Source organism: Verrucomicrobiota bacterium, from assembly GCA_016200005.1.
In the GTDB taxonomy this organism is placed as follows: domain Bacteria; phylum Verrucomicrobiota; class Verrucomicrobiia; order Limisphaerales; family PALSA-1396; genus PALSA-1396.
In genome coordinates this window covers 34,372-54,968 of sequence record JACQFP010000019.1, presented here as the reverse complement: position 1 = coordinate 54,968, position 20,597 = coordinate 34,372, and the positions used below count along the sequence as shown (strand labels likewise).

Annotated in this window: 19 protein-coding genes; 9 read left to right on the top strand and 10 right to left on the bottom strand. The window is 59.3% G+C overall.

The window, feature by feature from the left end:
* Positions 1-21: 21 nt before the first annotated feature.
* From HY298_06000 to HY298_05965, 8 genes are all read left to right on the top strand, one after another.
* The gene (locus tag HY298_06000) at positions 22-4,056 is read left to right on the top strand and encodes a protein kinase (protein ID MBI3849828.1); all 4,035 of its coding nucleotides are present in this window, start codon (positions 22-24) and stop codon (positions 4,054-4,056) included.
* Between the two features lie 201 nt (positions 4,057-4,257).
* Positions 4,258-5,502, top strand: coding sequence for a hypothetical protein (locus tag HY298_05995; GenBank protein MBI3849827.1), 1,245 nt, complete (start codon positions 4,258-4,260; stop codon positions 5,500-5,502).
* Between the two features lie 168 nt (positions 5,503-5,670).
* Positions 5,671-6,720: a PD40 domain-containing protein gene (locus HY298_05990; GenBank protein MBI3849826.1), complete on the top strand. Its 1,050-nt coding sequence runs from the start codon at positions 5,671-5,673 to the stop codon at positions 6,718-6,720.
* A 306-nt stretch (positions 6,721-7,026) separates the two neighbouring features.
* Positions 7,027-7,773: a hypothetical protein gene (locus tag HY298_05985; protein MBI3849825.1), complete on the top strand. Its 747-nt coding sequence runs from the start codon at positions 7,027-7,029 to the stop codon at positions 7,771-7,773.
* Positions 7,757-8,203, top strand: coding sequence for a hypothetical protein (locus tag HY298_05980; protein ID MBI3849824.1), 447 nt, complete (start codon positions 7,757-7,759; stop codon positions 8,201-8,203). Before HY298_05985 ends, HY298_05980 begins: the two co-directional genes overlap by 17 nt.
* A 72-nt stretch (positions 8,204-8,275) precedes the next feature.
* On the top strand, positions 8,276-8,779 hold the full coding sequence (locus tag HY298_05975; protein ID MBI3849823.1) for a hypothetical protein: 504 nt from the start codon (positions 8,276-8,278) through the stop codon (positions 8,777-8,779).
* A 72-nt stretch (positions 8,780-8,851) separates the two neighbouring features.
* Positions 8,852-9,133, top strand: coding sequence for a hypothetical protein (locus HY298_05970; protein ID MBI3849822.1), 282 nt, complete (start codon positions 8,852-8,854; stop codon positions 9,131-9,133).
* A 457-nt stretch (positions 9,134-9,590) separates the two neighbouring features.
* Positions 9,591-9,860: an alginate export family protein gene (locus HY298_05965; GenBank protein MBI3849821.1), complete on the top strand. Its 270-nt coding sequence runs from the start codon at positions 9,591-9,593 to the stop codon at positions 9,858-9,860.
* Between the two features lie 81 nt (positions 9,861-9,941).
* Here the strand turns inward: HY298_05965 and HY298_05960 are convergent, their stop codons facing one another.
* From HY298_05960 to HY298_05930, 7 genes are all read right to left on the bottom strand, one after another.
* Positions 9,942-12,188, bottom strand: coding sequence for an AMP-binding protein (locus tag HY298_05960; GenBank protein ID MBI3849820.1), 2,247 nt, complete (start codon positions 12,186-12,188; stop codon positions 9,942-9,944).
* Between the two features lie 9 nt (positions 12,189-12,197).
* The gene (locus HY298_05955; GenBank protein ID MBI3849819.1) at positions 12,198-13,436 is read right to left on the bottom strand and encodes an MFS transporter; all 1,239 of its coding nucleotides are present in this window, start codon (positions 13,434-13,436) and stop codon (positions 12,198-12,200) included.
* Between the two features lie 102 nt (positions 13,437-13,538).
* Positions 13,539-14,321 (bottom strand): 1-acyl-sn-glycerol-3-phosphate acyltransferase, encoded by a 783-nt coding sequence (locus HY298_05950; GenBank protein MBI3849818.1) that lies wholly within the window; start codon positions 14,319-14,321, stop codon positions 13,539-13,541.
* A gap of 185 nt (positions 14,322-14,506) precedes the next feature.
* Positions 14,507-14,896: a hypothetical protein gene (locus HY298_05945; GenBank protein MBI3849817.1), complete on the bottom strand. Its 390-nt coding sequence runs from the start codon at positions 14,894-14,896 to the stop codon at positions 14,507-14,509.
* A gap of 37 nt (positions 14,897-14,933) precedes the next feature.
* A complete protein-coding gene (locus HY298_05940; protein ID MBI3849816.1) occupies positions 14,934-15,461 on the bottom strand; it encodes an acyloxyacyl hydrolase in 528 nt (175 codons plus the stop codon).
* Between the two features lie 36 nt (positions 15,462-15,497).
* Positions 15,498-16,808 (bottom strand): AMP-binding protein, encoded by a 1,311-nt coding sequence (locus tag HY298_05935; GenBank protein MBI3849815.1) that lies wholly within the window; start codon positions 16,806-16,808, stop codon positions 15,498-15,500.
* Positions 16,808-17,341 (bottom strand): hypothetical protein, encoded by a 534-nt coding sequence (locus tag HY298_05930; protein ID MBI3849814.1) that lies wholly within the window; start codon positions 17,339-17,341, stop codon positions 16,808-16,810. The genes HY298_05935 and HY298_05930 overlap by 1 nt, the downstream gene beginning before the upstream one ends.
* A 103-nt stretch (positions 17,342-17,444) precedes the next feature.
* Between HY298_05930 and HY298_05925 the strand changes: the two genes are divergently transcribed.
* Positions 17,445-17,876 carry a hypothetical protein gene (locus HY298_05925; protein MBI3849813.1) on the top strand — a complete coding sequence of 144 codons (432 nt, stop codon included), beginning with the start codon at positions 17,445-17,447 and terminating at the stop codon, positions 17,874-17,876.
* Between the two features lie 11 nt (positions 17,877-17,887).
* On the opposite strand, the gene HY298_05920 is transcribed toward HY298_05925, so the two are convergent.
* From HY298_05920 to HY298_05910, 3 genes are all read right to left on the bottom strand, one after another.
* On the bottom strand, positions 17,888-18,400 hold the full coding sequence (locus tag HY298_05920) for a porin family protein (protein MBI3849812.1): 513 nt from the start codon (positions 18,398-18,400) through the stop codon (positions 17,888-17,890).
* 133 nt (positions 18,401-18,533) lie between these two features.
* Entirely contained in the window at positions 18,534-18,977 is a 444-nt protein-coding gene (locus HY298_05915; GenBank protein MBI3849811.1) for an acyl-CoA thioesterase, read from the bottom strand.
* On the bottom strand, positions 18,978-20,282 hold the full coding sequence (locus HY298_05910) for a glycosyltransferase family 4 protein (GenBank protein MBI3849810.1): 1,305 nt from the start codon (positions 20,280-20,282) through the stop codon (positions 18,978-18,980).
* Positions 20,283-20,597 lie beyond the last annotated feature (315 nt).

Here is a 20,597-nt window from a genome sequence, read left to right as displayed (position 1 = left end):
TTTGTCAGTGCAAACGGACGCGTGGCGTCCCTTTATCAGATGATGGCCGAACAACAGAATGAAGTGCGGGTGGTCTTTCTCGAAGCCTTGGCTCTGACCGCGCCGGACGAACGCGCCCGGTTTCTCGACGCGGCCTGCCGGGACAAAACCGATCTGCGCCAGCGGATCGAATCGCTCTTGCGCGCCCGCGAACAGGCCGGCGAATTCCTGACGCAGGACGCGCTGGGCGGAAACCTCGACTGCGATGCCCCGGCAATCACCGAAGCGCCCGGCACGGTCATTGGCCGTTACAAGCTGCTGGAACAAATCGGCGAGGGCGGTTTCGGCGTCGTCTTCATGGCCGAGCAGGTGGAACCCATCCGCCGTCGCGTGGCGTTGAAGATCGTCAAGCCGGGCATGGACACCAAACAGGTCATCGCCCGGTTCGAAGCCGAAAGGCAGGCGCTGGCGCTGATGGATCACCCGAACATCGCGAAGATTTTTGATGCCGGAGTTACCGGCGCTCCCGACTCTCAACTCTCAACCCTCAACTCTCAACTTGACAGCGGTCGCCCCTACTTCGTCATGGAACTCGTCCACGGCGTGCCGCTCACCCAGTTCTGCGACGCCAACGACTTGACCGCGCACGAGCGGTTGAAGCTTTTCCAACAAGTATGCGAGGCGGTCCAGCACGCGCACCAGAAAGGCATCATCCACCGCGATCTCAAGCCGTCGAACATCCTCGTCACGCTGCACGACGGGAAACCCGTGCCCAAGGTGATTGATTTCGGCACCGCCAAGGCCCTGCAACAATCGCTGACGGAAAAGACTTTGTTCACCGCCTACGGCAAGCTCATCGGCACGCCGCAATACATGAGCCCGGAACAGGCGGAGATGAGCGGGCTGGACGTGGACACCCGCGCCGACATCTACGGGTTGGGCGTGCTGCTCTACGAACTGCTCACCGGCACCACGCCATTCGAGGCCGAGCGACTGCGTGCCGCGGCGTTCGAGGAAATGATGCGCATCATCCGGCAGGAAGAACCGCCAAAGCCTTCGACGCGTGTCAGTACGCTGGGCGAACGCGCCACGGAGATTGCGAAGCACCGGCAGGTGGAGCCGGCGTTGCTGCGCCGCACGCTGCAAGGCGACCTGGACTGGATCGTGATGAAGGCGCTCGAGAAAGACCGCGCGCGCCGCTATGGCTGTACGGGTGACCTGATCAACGACATCCAGCGGCACCTGGACCACCAGCCGGTGGTGGCGCGACCGGCGAGTCCGGGCTATCGGTTCCAGAAGTTCGTGCGAAGGAACAAGATTGCGTTCGCCACCGCCAGCGCAGTAGCGCTCGCCTTGGTGTTTGGTATGCTCGGAACCACTTGGCAGGCATTGCGGGCGACGGTCGCCAGGCAGGAAGCGGTGCGAGCCGAGCAGAAGGAAGCTGCTGCGCGCAGGGCTGCGGAATCGGCAAAGGTCCTGGAAACGCGGGAACGCCAACTTGCAGAGGCGGGCGAGTATGCCGCGAACATGAACCTGGCGCAGGCCGCGTGGGACCAGAACAATGTACAACGTGTGAGGGAACTGTTGCGGGAAACGGCAGCCTATCCGGATCGCGGCTTTGAATGGTATCACTGGCAGCGCCAGTGCCACTTGGAGCTAAAGACGCTGCGCGGACACCTCGGCGACGTCGAGGCTGCGGCGTTTAGCCCGGATGGTCGGAATATCGTCACCGGCAGTTCGGATGGCACAGCCAAGGTGTGGGAAGCATCCAGCGGCAAGGAAATGTTCACGCTCCGGGGTCACAGGTCGGCGGTGGAGTCTGTGGCCTTTTCCCCGGACGGCCAGCGGGTTCTCACGGGCAGCTTTGATCAGACGGCCAAGCTCTGGGACGCCTCAAGCGGTCGGGAACTACTCACCTTTCGGGGACACACTGCGGGGTTGGAGTACGTGGGCTTTTCCCCAAACGGCCAGCGCATTGTCACCGGCAGCGATGACCTGACAGCCAAGGTATGGGAAACCGATACCGGCCGGGAGCTTCTCACCCTCAGAGGGCACCTCCGCTGGATCCTCTCCGCAGATTTTTCGCGGGACGGCCAGCGCATCGTCACCGGAAGTGGGGATGGCTTGGCCAAGGTGTGGGAGGCCGCCGGCGGTCGGGAGTTGCTCACTCTGAAGGGGCACGATGGCGGGGTAGCGGCCGCAGCCTTTTCCCCAGACGGCAAACGGATTGTCACCGGCAGCGGTGACCAGACCGCCAAGGTGTGGGAGGCCGCCAGCGGCCGGGAATTGCTCACCCTTAGGGGCCACAGTGCTGGAGTGAGGTCTGCGGGATTCTCTCCAGACGGCCAGCGCATTGTCACCGGCAGTGCGGATGGGACGGCCAGGGTGTGGGAGACAGCCAGCGGTCGGGAACTGCTTTCCTTCAAAGGGCACCACAGTGAAATTTGCTCGGCGATGATTTCTGCGGACGGCCAGCGGGTGGTCACCGCCGGCGCGGACCGCACGGCCAGGGTCTGGGATGTGGCCACCGGCGGAGGATTGCTCACTCTCAAGACCGGCAGTTCCGGCCCTTGCCCGGCGGCGCTTTCTCCCGAGTGCCAGCGCATTGTCACCGGCAGTGCGGATGGAACGGTCAGGCTGTGGGAGGCGGCCGGCGGTCGGGAGTTGTTTTCCTTCAAGGGTCACCACAATCGAATTCGCTCGGTGGCGTTTTCCGCGGACGGCCAGCGCATTGTCACCGGCAGTGCGGATGGGACGGCCAGAGTGTGGGAGGCGGGCAACGGCCGGGAATTGCTCGCGCTGAAGGGACACAGCGCCGCTGTTTGGTCGGTGGCGTTTGCTCCCAACGGCCAGCGGATTGTCAGTGGGAGTTGGGATCAGACAGCCCGGGTATGGGAGGCTGCAACCGGCAACGAGTTGCAGGTCCTCAAGGGACACAGCGCGGGTATAAGCTCGGTGGCCTATTCTTGCAATGGTCAGCGGATTGTCACCGGGAGTGCGGATGGCACGGCAAGAGTGTGGGAAGCCGCTGGGGGCGAGGAACAGCTGGTCCTCAGAGGGCACGGCCGGGGCGTTAGTTCGGTGGCGTTTTCTGCCGACGGCGAGCGGATCGTCACGGGCAGCCGTGATGGCACAGCACGGGTGTGGGAAGCTGCGACCGGTCGGGAATTGCTTGCCATCAAGGCGAACGGTAATGGGGTTTCTTCGGTGGCGTTTTCCCCGGACGGCCATCGGGTTGTCACTGCCAGTTCGGACGGCACGGTCAAGCTGTGGCAGGCGGCAAGTGGACGGGAATTGCTGACCCTTAAGGGATACTCTGGCGGGGTGTGCTCTGTGGCCGTTTCCGCTGATGGCGAACGGATTGGCTCTGGGAACGAGGATGGGTCGGCAAGGGTTTGGCAGGCGGCGACACCAGAGCAGGTTGCGTTCTGGGAACAGGAAGAACGCGCCGCCGCCGAGCAGCTTGCCGCCCTGGGGCGTCAGGACGCGGAGACCGCCGAACGCGAGCGCGCGCTTCGTGCGCAGGACACAGGCGCCCTCAAACAGTGGTTGGTGCTGGCCCCGCTCGAGTTTATGGATCATCAGGTCAGCGATATTGAACGGGCCTTGAATGAGGAACAACTACCGCTCGAAAGCCAACTGCGCCCGCGTGAGGGCGAGCGGATCACGATTGGCACGGGCGAGCGGGTGTGGCGGGCGGTCGAAACGGAAGATTGTGTGCTCGATTTCGGTGCCTTCTTGGGAGAGGCGAGCGAATGGAGCGTGGGTTACGCGGTTTGCTATATCAAGAGTCGAGCGGCTCTAGGCGAATTGGTGATTAGGCTTGGCAGCGACGATGGGTCCAAAGTCTATTTGAATGGCAAGGAGATTTATCGCCGCACCCTGCCGCGGGTATTCATCGCGGATGAGGATGCGGTGGCGGGCATTGAGTTGAAGGCTGGCCTCAACGTTATCGTGTTCAAAGTCGTCAACGGACCGGAGGATTGGTTGGGTTCGATCCGGTTCACCGACGCTACCGGTCAGCCGCTCAAAGGCCTCAGCATTACCCTGGACCCAGACGAACAGGGAACGCCCTGAACTCAAGCCGCGCTCTGACGAGATCAACCACGGAGGCTCATGTGGCTACAGTCGGAAGAGTGCGGCAAACTCGAGCAAACAAGTCAGCCGCGTCCATCCGTGGTCAAAAGATTTTCCAAAATTCCCCGTGCAAACCACTTCATGAAATCGCTTGGGACCATTGGAAGCACACGTGTGAATCCATCTACGAAAGGCAAAAATATGAAGACAACATTGAATACCGTTCGCTGGCCCGGGCTGCTTGCCGCAGATCGGGCGAATACCCCGAACACCCAAAAGCTCCCGCTCGCATTATCCGCCATCGCGCTGGCGGCCATCGTCGCGTTTTCCGATACGGCCTTGGCCGGCAAGCCGGCGCCCGTTCCTCCCTCGTACACGCTGACGCAACTCAGCGGGCTCCCGGGATTCACCACCTGCGACGCGGAGGATCTGAACGACTCCGGCCATGTCGTCGGTCGCATGCAGACGGTCAATGGCCAATGGCACGCCGTCGTCTGGGAGACTGCCACGGCCGCACCTACGGACTTGGACAACGGGTGTGACTACAGTGAAGCCTCCGCGATCAACAATTCTGGCCAGGTGGTGGGTCGATGCAGACTTAATACGGGCGCTTCACCGCGTCCGACGGTGTGGATTCCCGACGCGAACGGCTATGTCCCGACGGACCTGGTTGGGAACGCGTATCCCAATGGATACGCATATGACATCAACGACAAGGGATTCGTCGTGGGCTATTTCCCACTTAATGGCGTTGAGATGGGGTTCGTGATTTGCCCGGAGACGGACGAAAACGGGGTGCCCGTTACCTGGTTCCGCGACGGCAACAGCGACGGAATCAATGACCTGATGTTCGTGCTTGAACCCCATCCGAACGCCGATGGCATCGAGCCGTATGCGATCAATGACTTGGGATGGGTGGTCGGGCTTGATTATAAACTTTCTGGTTATGGCGCCTTCCTGATCATCCCGGATTACACGCTGCCCAACCCCTGGTTCGCGGATGAGAACGGGGACGGCATCAACGACTTGATGATCTACCTGGACGCCAGCCACGCACATGACGTCAACAACGCGGGGCAGATTGTCGGGAGCGATGACTGGTCGTGGGATTCGCGCATGTGGACGGTCGTTGTCGCGCCAAATGGCTCAGTCACGATCACGACGACGACCTTGCAGAAGCCGAACACGATGAAGCATGGGCCCTCCAGCGCCATCAACGACCGCGGGCAGGTGGTAGGCACCGGGCAAAACCGCACCAAGGATCTCGACAACCGTCCGCTCCTCTGGGAGCAGGGCAAGGGGACCATGCTGCTGGAGAGTCTATTGTCCGACCTGGACGGGTTCAGCGACTTGGACACTGCTTCGGCGATCAACGAACGAGGCCAGATCGTGGGCGAGGGCACCACCAGCGCCGGCCAGCGCGCATACCTGGCTACGCCCAAATGATGGCCCTCAACCGAGGCCGGGCGGGTGGGCCCGGCAAAACAGCGACTCAGGGCGGGCCGAAGCAACCTGCTTCGCCCGCCCTGAATCCGCATCCCGCGGGGGCAAAGAATCTTCCAAAATTCCCCGTGCAACCCGCCCCGGAAAATCGCTTGGACCCATTAGAACGGCATGAACAACGAAAAAAAGGAAATCATCATGAAGACAAGACAGAACCCAACACGCTGGCTGGGGCTGGCCCTGGCCTGCGGCGCACTCACGTTTGCCGTCACCACCCAGGCCGGCAAACCGGTCAAACCACCGCCTCACCCCAGTGTCGAGCCGGGCATCGTGTTCTACGCGCAGAACGGCTACGTCAAGATGGCCAACAGCGACGGCTCGGGCATCCAGAACCTGTTCGCGGTGTTGGACTGGCGCGAGTTCCCTCGGCCGAGCGACTTGTCGCACAGCGGTTGCTACTGGTTCTTGACGGTTCGGGACGACGGCAGCGGCCCCGTGCTGTTGGCGATTGCCGAGAACGGCGCCCAAGTGCGATTGAGCACTGGGCCCCCGGTGCAAGTCGTCAACTACCAACCCTCCTCTAACCAGCGCTGGCTCGTGAGCGACGGCAAGGTCGCCTTCATCGGCAGCGTCCCGGACCTGAGCACCGAGACGAATCTCGTCGTCGGGCTCTACCTCATGGACATTAATTGGTCATCGGGGCTGCCGGGGGCGGCTGGTGAGCCGCAGCTCCTAGCCTGGACGGTGGATATGGTTACCGCCGGTAGCTGGGCCTACAACGGCTGCGACTTCTCGGCGGACGGGAGCACCATCTACTTCTCGTTCAATCGTGACCTGTTCAAGGCCGAGGTAGCGACCGGCAGCGCGGTGGGGCCGCTCGCGTCGAATTTCGCAGGGCCGGAGCTCTCGGCCGATGGGAGCAAGCTCGTGGGCTACTGGACGCCGAACGGCGTGCGGACGATCAACGTTGACGGCTCCGGACTCACCACCGTGTTTCCGGGTTCGGGCAGTACGGTTTCGGGCCCCAGCGACAACGGGTTCTTCGCCTTTTGGTCGCCCACAGGACAGAGCATCGTTTTCACTCGTGACGTGTGGCTGAACAAGCGGCTCAATAGCATGAGCGAGCAGGTTACAATTGTCTCGGCCTCCGGGAGCGTGCTCGGCACGGTGGGCGACAAGCCGCAATTCACGACTACGCTCGGCTGGCGTCCGGCCCGGTAGCGAGAATCCGGGTCGCAGGGCGGGTGGACCGAAGTTACCCGTTCCGCCCACCCCGGTAACTCTTCCGGCTGATTTCAACCTGAGCCAATCGGAGAAAGAAATCCCATGAAACCGAACAATGTAAACCGACGATGCACAACCAGGCTTCCGGCGTTGCCAGGACTGTTAACCGCCTTGCTCTGGCTGCTGCCCACCCCTGCGCAATGCGGGTCTCTTTTTGCTTGGGGAAAGGAAGTGATACCATTGGTTCAACCTGACGCCCGGTTCAAGGCCATCGCGGCCGGTGGCTCTAGCAGCTTGGCTCTCATGTCGAACGGCACTGTTGTCGCTTGGGGGCAGAGTAACCGTGTCACACGCGCTGTGCCGGCGGGTTTGAGCAATCTGATGGCCATCGCGACGGGCGGAGGACACTGCTTGGCACTCAGGTCCAATGGCACTGTCGTGGCTTGGGGAATTAATAGTGATGGCCAATGCAACGTACCGGTCAATCTGACCGACGTTGTGCGTATCTCAGCGGGCGGGCGTCATTCTGTGGCCCTCAAGTCCAATGGCGCCGTCGTGGCGTGGGGATACAATTCGTCGGGCCAAGGCAACGTGCCGGCGGGTTTGAGCAACGTGGTGGCCATCGCGGCAGGCGCTGAATTCAACTTGGCCCTCAAGTCCAACGGCACCGTTGTGGCGTGGGGATACAATTCGTCGGGCCAATGCGATGTGCCGGCAGGTTTGAGCGACGTGGTGGCCATTGCGGCCGGTGCCTACCACAGCTTGGCTCTCATGTCGGACGGCACCGTCGTGGCTTGGGGGGAGAACTACTCCGGCCAAATCAATGTGCCGGCCGATTTGGCTGGCGTTGCGTCTATCTCAGCGGGTGGGAGTCATACTGTGGCACTCAAGTCCAATGGCATCGTCGTGGCTTGGGGGGGGAAACAACTGGTCTGGCCAAACCAATGTGCCGGCAGGTTTGAGCAACGTGGTGGCTATCGCGGCGGCCCAGCAGGGAAGCCACAGCCTGGCGCTCAAATCCGATGGAACCATCGTGGGCTGGGGAGATAAATCGTATGGCCAATGCCTGGCGCCAGGTAAGCCCCTCGTGGCTTTGGACGGGGGTAAACTGTCGCACAGTCTCGCCCTCGCTGCCGACGGCAGCGTCGTCGCTTGGGGAAGTGACAACTACTGGGGCCAACTCACGGTCCCCAGTGGTTTGAGCAATGTGGTGGGTATCGCGGCAGGGGATTTTCATAGCCTCGCGCTTAAGTCCAACGGGGCGGTTGTGGCTTGGGGAATTAATAGTGATGGCCAATGCAACGTGCCGGGCGGATTGAGTGGCGTCAGAGCCGTCGCCGCCGGCCGCTACCACAGCTTGGCGCTAAAATCAAACGGTACCGTCGTGGCGTGGGGATCTTGGTATACAAACGTGCCGGCCGGGTTAAGCGGTGTCGTCGCCGTCGCGGCAGGGGATGAGCATAGCCTCGCGCTAAAATAGAACGGCACCGTCGTTGCATGGGGCGACAACTACTTCGGCCAGAGCTTGCCTCCGCCCTGGCTGAGTGGAATCGTGGCGATCGCGGCAGGATATAACCACAATCTGGCGCTCCGATCCAATGGCACTGTGGTTGCCTGGGGACGCAATGAGTCCGGCCAAATTTACGTCCCACTTGATTTGACCAACGTGATCGCCATCGCCGCTGGTGATGACCACAGCCTTGTGTTGCAATCGAACGGAACGTTCGTGGCTTGGGGAGCGAATGACTATGGCCAATGCAATGTGCCAAGCGGATTGACCAACGTCTTCGCCATTGCGGCGGGATCGGATTTGAGCTTGGCGCTGGTGACGTGGCCGGTGGAGCCGCCAATATTGAAGACAAAATTGTCAGGGGCCGACCTCCTTCTTTCCTGGCCGGCTGTGGCGCAGAATTTCACGCTGCAAACCACCACCAACTTCGCCGATCCAACCGCGTGGGTCACGAACGCCAGCAGCATCACCGACGATGGCACCAACAAATGGGTGACCGTTCCGGCCACGAATGGCGCGCAATTCTTCCGGCTGAAGTCAGATTGAGATCGACCCGGGGGATGGAGACCTACATAAAACAGACAGCACTCGTTTTGACTACCCGCCGGCTACTCCGTCGTGATCACGAACGCCTACGGCAGCACGACCAGCAGCGTGGCCCAGTTGACGGTGGTCAACCCCGGCCGCTTTACCAACCTTTCGTATTCGCGGGAGACCGGTTTCAGCTTCATCTTCCGCGACGGCACCGTTTGCCGGCCCTATCGGATTCAAACCTCCACCTCGCTTGCCCCAGGCAGTTGGGTGGACTGGTTGAACTTCAATTACACCGGGCCGATGGCACTGACCGACCTGGGCGCTCTCGATGCCACGAACAAGTTCTACCGCGCGGTCAGCCTGTGATCGTGCCCACATGAACCGGGAACTGAACCATGAAGGACCGGATTGAACAGAAGGCAACGAAGGCGACTGAAGCTCTTCGTTCCTTTCGTGTGTTCTTGCGAACCCAAGAAACCCAACTCTCAACCGGCAACTTTCGACACTCAATCGAAATCAAACGTATGAAAATCAAAACCCCCGTCAGTCTCCTCGCACCGCTACGTGATGACCGGGAAGGGTCGCAACATCATCACCGCATTTTTGGCCGCGCGCCAGGCGGATGTCGAACAACTCACGGCACTTGCCGCGTGAAATAATCCTCTCAGAATGAAACGATGTCATGGGATAGCACTGCAAGGGCCGGAGCGCGGACAGCCTTGTCCGCCAGTCCAAGGCCGAGAGAGGAAACGCGCGGACATGGCTGTCCGCGCCACGAGTTTCAAAGCGATGGATCAAAGTCTCGACACAGAGTCTCCGCACCTTGGCATTTTTGCGCCTTGGCGTTGAATTCCGCTCGCGCCGCGGCGGCGTACCGGCCACGGCGGGGACGGGCTACGGAGTTAATCCAACGGACAGCAATTATGTTGGCTCGGAACTGGATTTGCTGGCCAGCTACGCCATCAAACCGTATGCAAACGCCCAAGTCGGCTACGGCCATTTCTTCGTGGGCGATTATGTGAAGAGTTCACTCTCCGCCATCGGTTCGAGCGACGCGGACTTTGTGTACGTTCAGGTTTTGTTCAATTTTTAGGATTTCGACGGTGGTGGGCCAATCGACCACACCTTGTGGGATGCCGATTGAGGCACGCCGTGACGTGCTTGGGCTTCAGGATTATTCGTCTGATGATTTTTCGACGGCGGACAATTCGCCCGCCAGTTCACGAATTTTGCGCAGGTCCAGTTTGCCGGTGCCGAGATACGGGATGGCTTCGACGCGGAAAAATTGATCAGCGCGCGGCTTCCACAAATTCGGCAAATCTACCTGGGCAAATTTTTCCAGGCTCGCCTTTAGTTGCTCGTCGGAAAGCTTGTGCAGGACAACCAATCGCTCTCCTTTCTTTTCATCGGGCACGCCGGTGACAACAAAAGTCTGCTCTGTCACGCCCGCTGTTTCGTGCAGCTTCTCCTCCACTTTGATGTGCGGCACCATCTCGCCACCGATCTTGCTGAACCGGCTCAGGCGGTCGGTGATTTGCAAAAAACCGTCCTCGTCCAGCGCCGCGATGTCGCCGGTGACATACCAGCCGTCGCGCAATACCTCCGCCGTTTTTTCCGGGCGACCGAGATAGCCTTTCATCACATTCGGTCCGCGGACGAGAAGCAGACCAGGTTGATTCACGGGCAATGGCTCGCCGGTCTGCGGATCGACGATGCGCACGCTGACTCCCGGCAGCGGATGACCAATCTTGCCACGCTTGGCGCCCACCTGCCGAAAGCCGGCGGCGCGAAAGTCGCGGGTGTTGACCGTCACGGCCGGCGCGCATTCGGTGCAACCGTAGGCTTCCAACGGCCGCACACCGAATCGTTCTTCAAACGCGTTGGCCACGCGTTCCGGCAATTTCTCCGCGCCAACCAGCACATATTGCACGCTTCCGAAATCTTCCGGCGAACAACCGCGGATGTACATTTGCAAAAACGTCGGCGTCGCCACCAGAAACGTGACGGCATAATCGCTGACGAGTGGGCCGATGGATTTCGCATCCAGCGGATTGGGATGATAGACCACGCCGACTCCATGAACCGCCGGCAATATCAACGCGCCGGTGAAACCAAACGAATGGAAGAATGGCAACACGCCTAAAATGCGGTCGCGACGGCTAAACGCGAACGTCTGGCCGAGTTGCTCGACATTCGCGCCGATGTTGTAATGCGTCAGCATCACGCCCTTCGGGTCGCCGGTGCTGCCGCTGGAAAAAATAATCGTCGCCAGATCGTCGAGCGTGAATTGCTTTTCGCGACCCAGCGCTCGTTCCAGCAAACCAACCGGCAACATCCAACTCATCAGCAGCGCGAGCAGTTTTTCAGCGACGGTTGGATTTGCCGCCAGTTCCTCCAAAAAAATTGTCCGGCACGGGATAGTGAGTTCGACCTTGTCCAAAAAAACTTTCGACGTGATCACCGTCTGGATCTCGCACTGGCGCACGCACGAGGCGAGGGTCTCGTCGGATACGGTGTAGTTGAGGTTCACCGGCACTTTTCCCATCAATAAGGCGGCGTAGTTGACGAGCGCGCCGGCGACCGATGGCGGCAATAGCAAGCCTACCATGCTCTGTCCGGACCAAGTTTTTCTCAAACGCCGGGCCAACAAAATCGTGCGGGTGAGCGCGGCGCCAAAGTTCAGTTTGCGAACCTGCGCATCGGCCATGGCGAAGCGAAACGGATGTCGTCGTGCCGAGGAAACAAATTCGCGGTGCAACGTTCTCATGCGCGGCTTGCGGTGTTCCCACGCCTTGGCCGTGAGTTCCTGCACGGCTTGGCGCACTTCGAACGCCGTCGCGCTGGCTGGCATCGGTTTCCCGAAATGTACCGTGACGGGATATGGAATCCGCCGCGGCCATTTCCACAGAAAGCGACCCTGCTCGAAGCTGAAGATGCTGCCCCAAACACCTTCGAGCGCCACCGGAACGATCGGCGCATCGACATCTTTCATGATCCGCTCGAAGCCGCGCCGGAATGGGAGCATTTGACCGATGCGCGTGATCTGGCCTTCGGCAAAGATGCAGACGACCTCCCCATTCTTGATCGCCTCGCTCGCCGTCTTCAAGGACTGGATCATTTCGCGCGGTCGCAGTTCTGACGAGATGGGAATGACGCCCAGGAGGCGCGCAAACGGTTTGATCCACGGCCGGTCATAAATTCCTTTGTACATCAAGAAGCGGATGCGCCGGTGCCCGGCCGCGAACAGCAGCATCGCGTCCGCCTGCGATAGATGATTGCAGACCAGCAGCATCCCGCCGGTTTCGGGAACGTGTTCGCGCCCGACGACTTTGATGCGATAGACCAGGTTGGTCAGCACCCACAAAACCGCGCTCAACACCCAACGCAAGAAAAACCAATCTCGTTGTTCAGGATTTTTCACAAGCAACCGTTACACTTGAAGTTTCTTTCGATGTTCGCGCGCAGTTTTCGCCGCCAACGTCAACCAGAGCGCGCCGCTCACCACCAGGGCCGCCGGCAGGATCAACACCGCTCGTTGCAGACTCGAATAATCTGCCAGCCAGCCGACAATTTCCGGCGACCAGACATCGCCGAACAAATGGATCATGAAAATTGAGAGCGCCATGGCGCTGGCGCGCAAATTCACCGGCACGGTTTCAATGATCAACGTGTTGACCGGCCCGGTGGACAAGAACAAGGCGAACATGGCGGCGGCGAGAAAGCTCATCGCCAGCGTCGTGTTCGCCGCCCAGAACGCGCCGACTGCCAGCGGTACCGCCAGCCACACCGAACTGGTCAGCAACCAACCGTAACCCGCGGGATTTCGTTTCTGCCAGGCAGTGGCCGCGAACCCGCCGAGCAAGGTGCCCACCAGTCCCGTAGCCACGAGCACTGACCCGAAGAAACGATTAGCATTGGCGTTGGAGAGATGATGGATTTTTTCGAGAAAGGTCGGTCCCCAGAAAGCGAATGCGCCAATGGCAAACGTGTACGCCACGTAACCCCAAATCACCAGCATGTAATTCAGGTTGCGAAACAGTTTGAGAAAATCGCGGAAAGTCGGTTTGGACAGCGTTTCGCCCGCTTTCAAATCCGCCTGACCGCGCCGGGGTTCGCGGAAGGGAAGCAGAATCAAGGCGAGGATCAGCCCTGGCAATCCGGCCCAGATAAATGCCTGGCGCCAACCGGCGAGTGCCTGGATTTCACCGCCGACGATATAACCCAGCGCCGAGCCGACCGGAATCGCCACGTAAAAAATCGTCAGCGCGTTATTGCGTTTGAGCGGGCCGAAAGTGTCCGAAATGAGACTGGGGCTGATCGTCGCATAACTCGCTTCACCGAAACCCACAAGGACGCGGAAACACAACAGCGTCGTGAACCCGCCGGCAAATCCGGTCAATACCGTGCCGAGACTCCAGACAAAAATCCCGACCGCAATCAGCCACTTCCTCGGCAGCCGGTCGCCCAAGTAACCGAAGAACGGCGACGTGACAAAGTAACCGATCATGAACGCCGTGAACGCGCGTCCCGATTCGCCGTAGGTCAGACCGAAATCCGTGGCCAGGGGCGTCCGCACCGCGCTGAGCACCGAGCGATCCAGATAGTTCAGCAGATTCAGCCCGGTCAGGATGAACAGCAGCCAGAATGGAGAGAGGCTTTTAGTCTGCATGGCGGCCAGCTTCACGCGACGTTGGTTTCATGCCGCGATATGTATCCGACCCGGCCCGCAATTGGAAATTGATAAAACTGGGCGCGGCATCGTTTGCTTCAATCAAAGCGTGCCCGGCGAACCTCTCAATTTTTTGCCGCCGTGCCGCTCCGCCAGATCGCAAACTTGCGCATGGAGCTGCCGCGCCAGTTCCTTGCGATCCGGTCCCGCCTCGATCGACGCCGCGTAAGCCACGTGCACCGTGACGCGCCGCTTGGACAGCAGATTCAAAGCGTGCAGACCAAAAGTCATGTCGCGCCAGTAACAAATCTCCTCCTCCACCAGTCCGTCCTCCAGCGAATAGCCGATCCACGTCGGCGTGATCGCCCACTGTTGTTCGACCGCCGGCGCCAGCACGGACGAGCGAAAGGGCAAAAGCGTGTTGCCACCGGTGCTGGTGCCTTCGGGAAAAATTGCCAGCACCAACCCCTGCTCCACCACCGTCGCGAACTGCGCATTGACGCGCGCCACGTCCGACTTCTGTTCGCGCTGGATGTACAACGTGCCGGCGCAGCGCGTCAGCCAGCCGATCAACGGCCAGTCGCGCACCTCGGCCTTGGACAGAAACACCATCGGCTGCGCCTCCGCCAGCACCAAAATGTCAAGGTAGCTGAGATGATTGCTGACCAGCAGACCGCGCGCGGGGGGCTGGCCGGAGCGTTGGATTTCCGCGTTGATATTGCGCAGGTGCCGGCGGCTCCAGCGTTGCAGCCAATCGGCGCGCGCGCGGGCCGAACTTGCCTTTCCTCTCAACCAGATGCAGAAAATGAACTCGAGCAGACACAGCAGAATGAGAACGGTGAAAACAAAAAACCGGCGCAGCACTCGCAACGGATGACGTTTCATACCTGTTCCAGCACGCTACTTCATTCCTCCTGGCCGCGACAGCGTTTGATTGAATCCTTGCCCATCCGTCGGAATCCGGCTGGACGTTTGCAACAGCCAAACTGTTTGAGGTCACCCAAGCCGGGCAATTTGGCCGCGCCACATCGCAAGCAGTTTCTTCATGCTCAGGAGCAACCCACTTGCTTCTACGACTTGGACCACTGCTTCAGTTTTCCATCCGGACCAAAGGTCAGTCGCAGGACATGGTCGCCGGTCGAACCGACCGGCGCCGCGACGCCCACACCCGTGCTGGTGCCCACGCCACCGCCATAGTGGCTGTAACCAGTGCCCACCCCAAGCGAGAGGCCGGACGATTTTTTCCTCGTAATCCAGTCGGCCACCGTCGAGCCGTCGGACAGCTTGGTGGATTTGTCGGGCGGTCCCAATTCCGCCACCGCCTGGTCGTAAGTGAAATTGCCGACGCGCGCGTTCCAATCGACTTTGGGAGCGGACGCGCAACCGGCGAGCATCCCGGCAAACAACAACGGCGTGATGAACACACCAACGCTATGGGCAAGGCGAATGTATGGCTTCATGAAAGGACTTTATCCGAACCCACAGTGATTGCAACCCTCAGAATCGATAGCTGATCGAGAGCATGTGCAGATCCAGTCCTGGATTGTGCTCGCTGATGCTCGCGTTGGACATGTGCTGAAAGCGGTAGCCGATGCTTAACTGCTTGTAAACGCGACAATCGAAACCAGCGTGACTGGTAAATTGAAACGGGATGCCGAAATTTTCAGATCCGAATTCATCGCGGCTCAGGATCGTCGGACTCGAACCCCCTTCAAATGTCAGGGGAAAATCTCCCTTGCCCAAGACCAAAGCCGGCCCCAACGTGCCGACGAAACCCTCCTCGCCGCGTCCGTGGAGGACGCCTGCGGACAAATCCAACCGTGTTTGCAAAAACCATCCGGAAGCCCACTCCCAGCGCCAGCGCAGGTTATGCGTCGCGAACGCCTCGCTTTGCCAGAAGTTATCGTTGCGACTGGTCGCCGAGAAGCCCGCCCGCACCCCGGCTGAACCCCAACCGGCGTCTTCGGCCCAACTCGACTGTAAACTGACCACGCCCAACAACACCACCAGCCAGATTGTTTTCATTCCCCATGCGCCCTTCAAATTATTCCGAAAACAGTTTCACGTTGAACTTCTCACCCAGCGCTTCGATTTCATTTCAAACCGCGGCAACGTTCCGGGCGAAACAGCCGTCACAGGTACACGCAGAGCGAACGCCTTGTCAAAACCTTTCTCCAATTTCCGCGCCAGAGCCGCAACGTCCCGGCAGTTCGCCACCGGCTCCATCTGGACACTGAGTTCCACCAATGAGTGGGCGGTGTTGATGTGCACCTGATACTCGGCCACTTCACCACTGGCCTGGACGATCTCTTCCACGGCGGTGGGATAAACGTTGACCCCGCGCACCACCACCATGTCATCCGTGCGACCGAGAATACCGCCTTCAAGGGCCAGCTCAATCCGGCCGCAAGCGCAGAGCGTTCCGTGCTCCGCATTCCGCGCGCCGCACTTCACGAGATCGCCCGTGCGGTAGCGCAGCAACGGCGAACCCGTGCGCCCGAGCGTCGTCAAAACGAGTTCGCCGTTCTGACCGGCGGAAACGTGACGCCCGCTGGCTGGATCAATCACTTCGGCGAAGTAGGCCGATTCGAGGACGTGCAGCACCCCCGGTCGTTGCGGACATTCGTAAGTCACCGGGCCGACTTCCGTCATTCCGTGATGATCAAAGATGCGCGCCCCGTGCCAAAGCTCCGTCAGCCGATTGCGCGTGGCCAGAATACTGCCGCCCGGTTCACCGGCGACGATAATCGTTTCCACTTTCGCCAGTGTGAGGTCGATGTTCTCTTTGGCGGCAACTTCCGCCAGACGCATCGCATAGGTGGGCGTGCAGCACAGCACGGTTGCTTGATTGTCAATCATCGCGCGCAACCTGGATTCACTGCTCAAGCCGCCGCCCGGCAGACAAAGACATCCGATCCGCGCCGCCGCCTCGAACGCCAGCCAGAAGCCGATGAATGGGCCAAACGAGAACGCGAAAAAAATCCGATCGCCGCGCTCAACGCCCGCCGCGTCGAAAATTTTCATCCAACTCTCGACCATCCAGTCCCAGCTTTCCGGTGTGTCCAGCCAGCGCAAAGGAACGCCGCTCGTGCCGCTGGTTTGGTGACAACGTGTGTAGTCCGCCAGCGGATACGTCAGGTTCGTTCCGTACGGCGGGTGATGGCGTTGGTCGCCCACCAATTCTTGTTTCGTCGTAAAAGGAAAACGTTTTGAAAAATCTTCGAGCGAAGCGATGTCGAAGGCGACGCCGGCCGCTTGAAGCTTTCGCGTGTAAAATGGATTGGCGGGAAACAATTCGGCGACGAGCGAACGGAGTTGCGCCAGTTGACCAGCGGCAATCTCCGCGCGAGAAGGGTGAGCGGCACCGGCCATTAATTCTCCTGGTGCGCAGCAGGCGAAACGGGCGCGGTTTGAGCGGCAACGGGATGCGGCTTGGGCGGAGGCGGTTTGTAGAAGGTAACGAGGCAGCCGCCGAGCGCCGCCAAAACAATGCCAAGATAAAATTGCGGTTTGATGGCGGCGAATCCTCCTTCCGGCGGATGCAGCATGATGGCGGTGACGGCGTTTACCACGGGCGCGCCGGCAAAGACAATCGACATGACCACGCCCGGCTTGCCATCCGCGCCAAACGCCAGCAGCACACAAAACGCGCCGATCGCGCCCACAATCCCCGCCAGCAAAGACCAGCCCATGCCCGCCGTTGGAAAACTCCAGTTGGACTTTCGCATCAGCAACATCCCCAGCGGCGCCAACACGGCCGTGAGGAAGTACGCCAGCCCGACAAAGAGAAACGATTTGTAAAGCGCGTTGCTCTTGTCCGCCATCGCGGTTTGTCCGTTGTGCAGAAAAATTCCGTAGAGTCCCCACGAAACCACCGTCATCAAAGCAAAGGTCAGCCAGTTCATAGTGCGCCAAGTTTAGTGCGGAGCGGCGCGGACTTCAAATGGTTTGTCGAATCAGGCTGTGGTATGTTTCCACTGAACTCTTGGATACAACGTCAGAAGAATCATGAAACATTTCAGCTACATTTTGTGGATGACGCTGGCTTTGACCGGCTGCGCCACCAGAACCGTTGAATCGCGTAAGCACGAACGGATGGCGGCTTATTCCAGCCTGTCGCCGGAAATGAAAAGCCTGGTCGATCAGAAGAGAATCAAGGTGGGCATGAGCATGGACGCAGTTTACATCGCCTGGGGCAAGCCTTCACAAATCTTGACCGGCGAATCATCCCAAGGCAACACCATCACCTGGCTTTACCACGGGACTTATCTCGAAGAGCATCGTTACTGGAGTTCCCGCCCCTATTTCCACGGCCATTATTGTTATCCGGAAACTTATTTGGAGAGTGACTTTTACCCGCGCAGTTATGTGCGCGCGGAAATCGTTTTTGAAAACGGCGTGGTCAAGGAGTGGCGCAGTTTGCCCCAACCGCAGTTTTGATTGTGTTCCACTTAAAACGCGTAGCTAAGCGACAGTGCAAAGCTATGGGTACGCGGCGACTTCAGCAGAAAGAGTCCATTGCCAGGATGCAAATCAGATCCCACCAAGTATCGGTAACCGAATCCGAGAGCGAGATGTTTGTTCAAGCCGTACTCAATGCCGCCTATGATCTGGTATCCGAATCCAAACTCACTATCAGACTGTTTCGGGCCGGCTGTTGTCTCCGCGTAAGTTTCAATTCCGCCTAGACCAATTCCAGCATACGGCTTGAAACGCGAAGAGTTAGGCCACGCCAGCTTAAGGTTGACCATGATGGGGAATTGGATGAAGTCATGTTGGCCAACATCCTCAAGCTTCGCGATAACGCAACCGAGTTCAAACTCTGACGAAAAATATGGCGTCAGACGATATCCAAAGTCCATGTCGGCGCGGAATCTGGATTTGACTTTAACGTCACCTAAAGGCACGCCCGACCTTTTCACGGGGATATCTTCAAGAAACGCAGGGCCAATATCAGCCATCATGTACCATCGCTGTGATTGAGCGACATTCTCGGCGTAACCCGCAGGTAATACACTCCCTAGACAACAAATAGTGAGACTTAGATGGGCCAATTTCTTCCACATATCGTGCCGCTTTAATTGGGACGGCGACATCTTATGACAACAACTCCGGCGGTGCCACCTCAATCTTGTCCGCCAGAGATTTGGGAATCGCCGTGGCAGCCATCTTGCCGTCGGAATGGCGCAGGACGCACACGACAGTCAATCTGCCGCGCGCCACTTCCAACACCGGTGACGTGTTCAACTTGCGAAAGCGAAACACGTAACTCAACGAGCGTGACTTCTTTTCGCTGACCAGCAGATGGATTTCGACTTCGTCCTCGAACCGTAGCGGATGCTTGTAATCGCACTCGGCATGGACGCGCGGCAAACCAAGCGGCAGTTCAAACTCATTCAGCAAGACGGAGAAACCGAGCGAGCGGAAAAAGGCGTGCTCCGCCGACTCCATGTAGCGGAAGAAATTCGAGTAATGCACGATGCCCACCATGTCGGTGTCGGAAAATTCGATCCGCCGTGTGACTTTGAATTCGTAGGCCATTCAGTGTGGTTGCAGGTTGAGCGTTGAAGGTTGAGTATTTTTCGCGGTCACGTCACGGAAGACGTCCGCCATTCCTGTGGCCATGCTTTCGGCGCTGAATTTTTCCAGCACCGCACGCCGGCCGGTTTCGCCGAGCTGGCGGACTCTTTCGGGCGACAAAAGCAATTGCTCAATGGCATCCGCCAACGAATTCACATCCCCAGGTTCGCACAGCACACCGCCCCCACTCGCCTCGAGTAACTCCGGGAACGCCGCGTGACGCGGTTGCACGACCGGCACTCCCGACGCCAGCGCTTCAATGACATACAATCCAAACGCTTCGCCGTAAAGCGCCGGCACGGAGAAAACAGAAAGTGAACGATAGAACTCAAGTTTCGCCGCTCGATCGAGGTTGGGATGAAACTCCACGTCGCCCAGAAGCCCGTTTGATTTCAATCGATCGCGCAAAGTTTCAACGAAAGGTTTGTCCGACGGCCCGCAGCCGCCGCCAATGCGCAACTTGAGATTCTTGACGCGATCCCGCTGCTTCAAAATGATGAATGCCTCGATGAGCGTATCGAGTCCTTTTTCCCGGCACATTCGCGCAAAGTAACCGAGCACGGGTGCGCCGTCGTGCCGCGCTTCGCGTTCCGCGTTCCGCACTTCGAAGCCCTCAAGATTGATTCCGTTGTGAACCACGCACACTCGGTCGGCAGGAATACCGAGACGTTCACCCATCCGACTGGCAAAGTATCGGCTCGGCGCGACGAACAAATCCGCTTCCGCCGCGCGTTCCGCGAGGGTTTTCCAAGTGAGATCGCGATGCGCTTCCGGCAGCGCATCGAGGAATGTGTCTTCGCCCTGCAACATGCAAACCACCGGCGCTTGGAGTTCCGCCTTCAAGCGGCGAACCAGGCCAATCAGAAGCGCGTTCGAGAGACAAATCACGTCCGGTTTCTCCTGCGTTTTCAACCAGCCGATCAGTTCTTCCAGTTCGCGGGCTTGATTGCCTTCCTCGCCGCGAATCATCGAGAGCGTGATTTCGCCGACGTCGGCGGCGCGCGTTTTGGCGGCGCTGCCGGCGGCCAGCTTGAGCAATGAGCGCGACGCCAGCAAATGATGCAACCACTGCGGTGCATGGCGGAATAACGACGATTTTTGTTCGAGGTAAACGTTGATGCCGCTGAAAAAAATGGGCGTGCCGGTGCTCTGGTCTTCCTCCTCCAGCGTCATCGGCAGATACAGCGGCAACATCAGCGTGTGATGTCCCAACTTGCGGAGTGCCGCGACGAGTGCGTTGTCGCGGAAACAATTCCCGCAATACATGCCGCCGGCGCCGGGAGTGATCTGAATGATGTTCACGTTCGTTCCTGCCCGTAACTAGTTGGTCATTCGCAAACAGGTCATCAGTAATGCCAATTGCATGAACCCAAGCTGGTCGAACGGGAGATAAAAATCAAGAGTTCCGGCTGAAGAGTTCAGAGAGGGAATTCCCGGAGCGAAATTGTCGGGCATTGAACCCTTGAACCCACCCCCAGCCCCTCCCACGAGGGGAGCAATGCACGGTCGCTTGTTCCCCGCTTGGGAGGGGTGAGGGGTGGGTTGGGTGAGCCGCGAGTTCAGGGGGAGGTTTATTTGGAT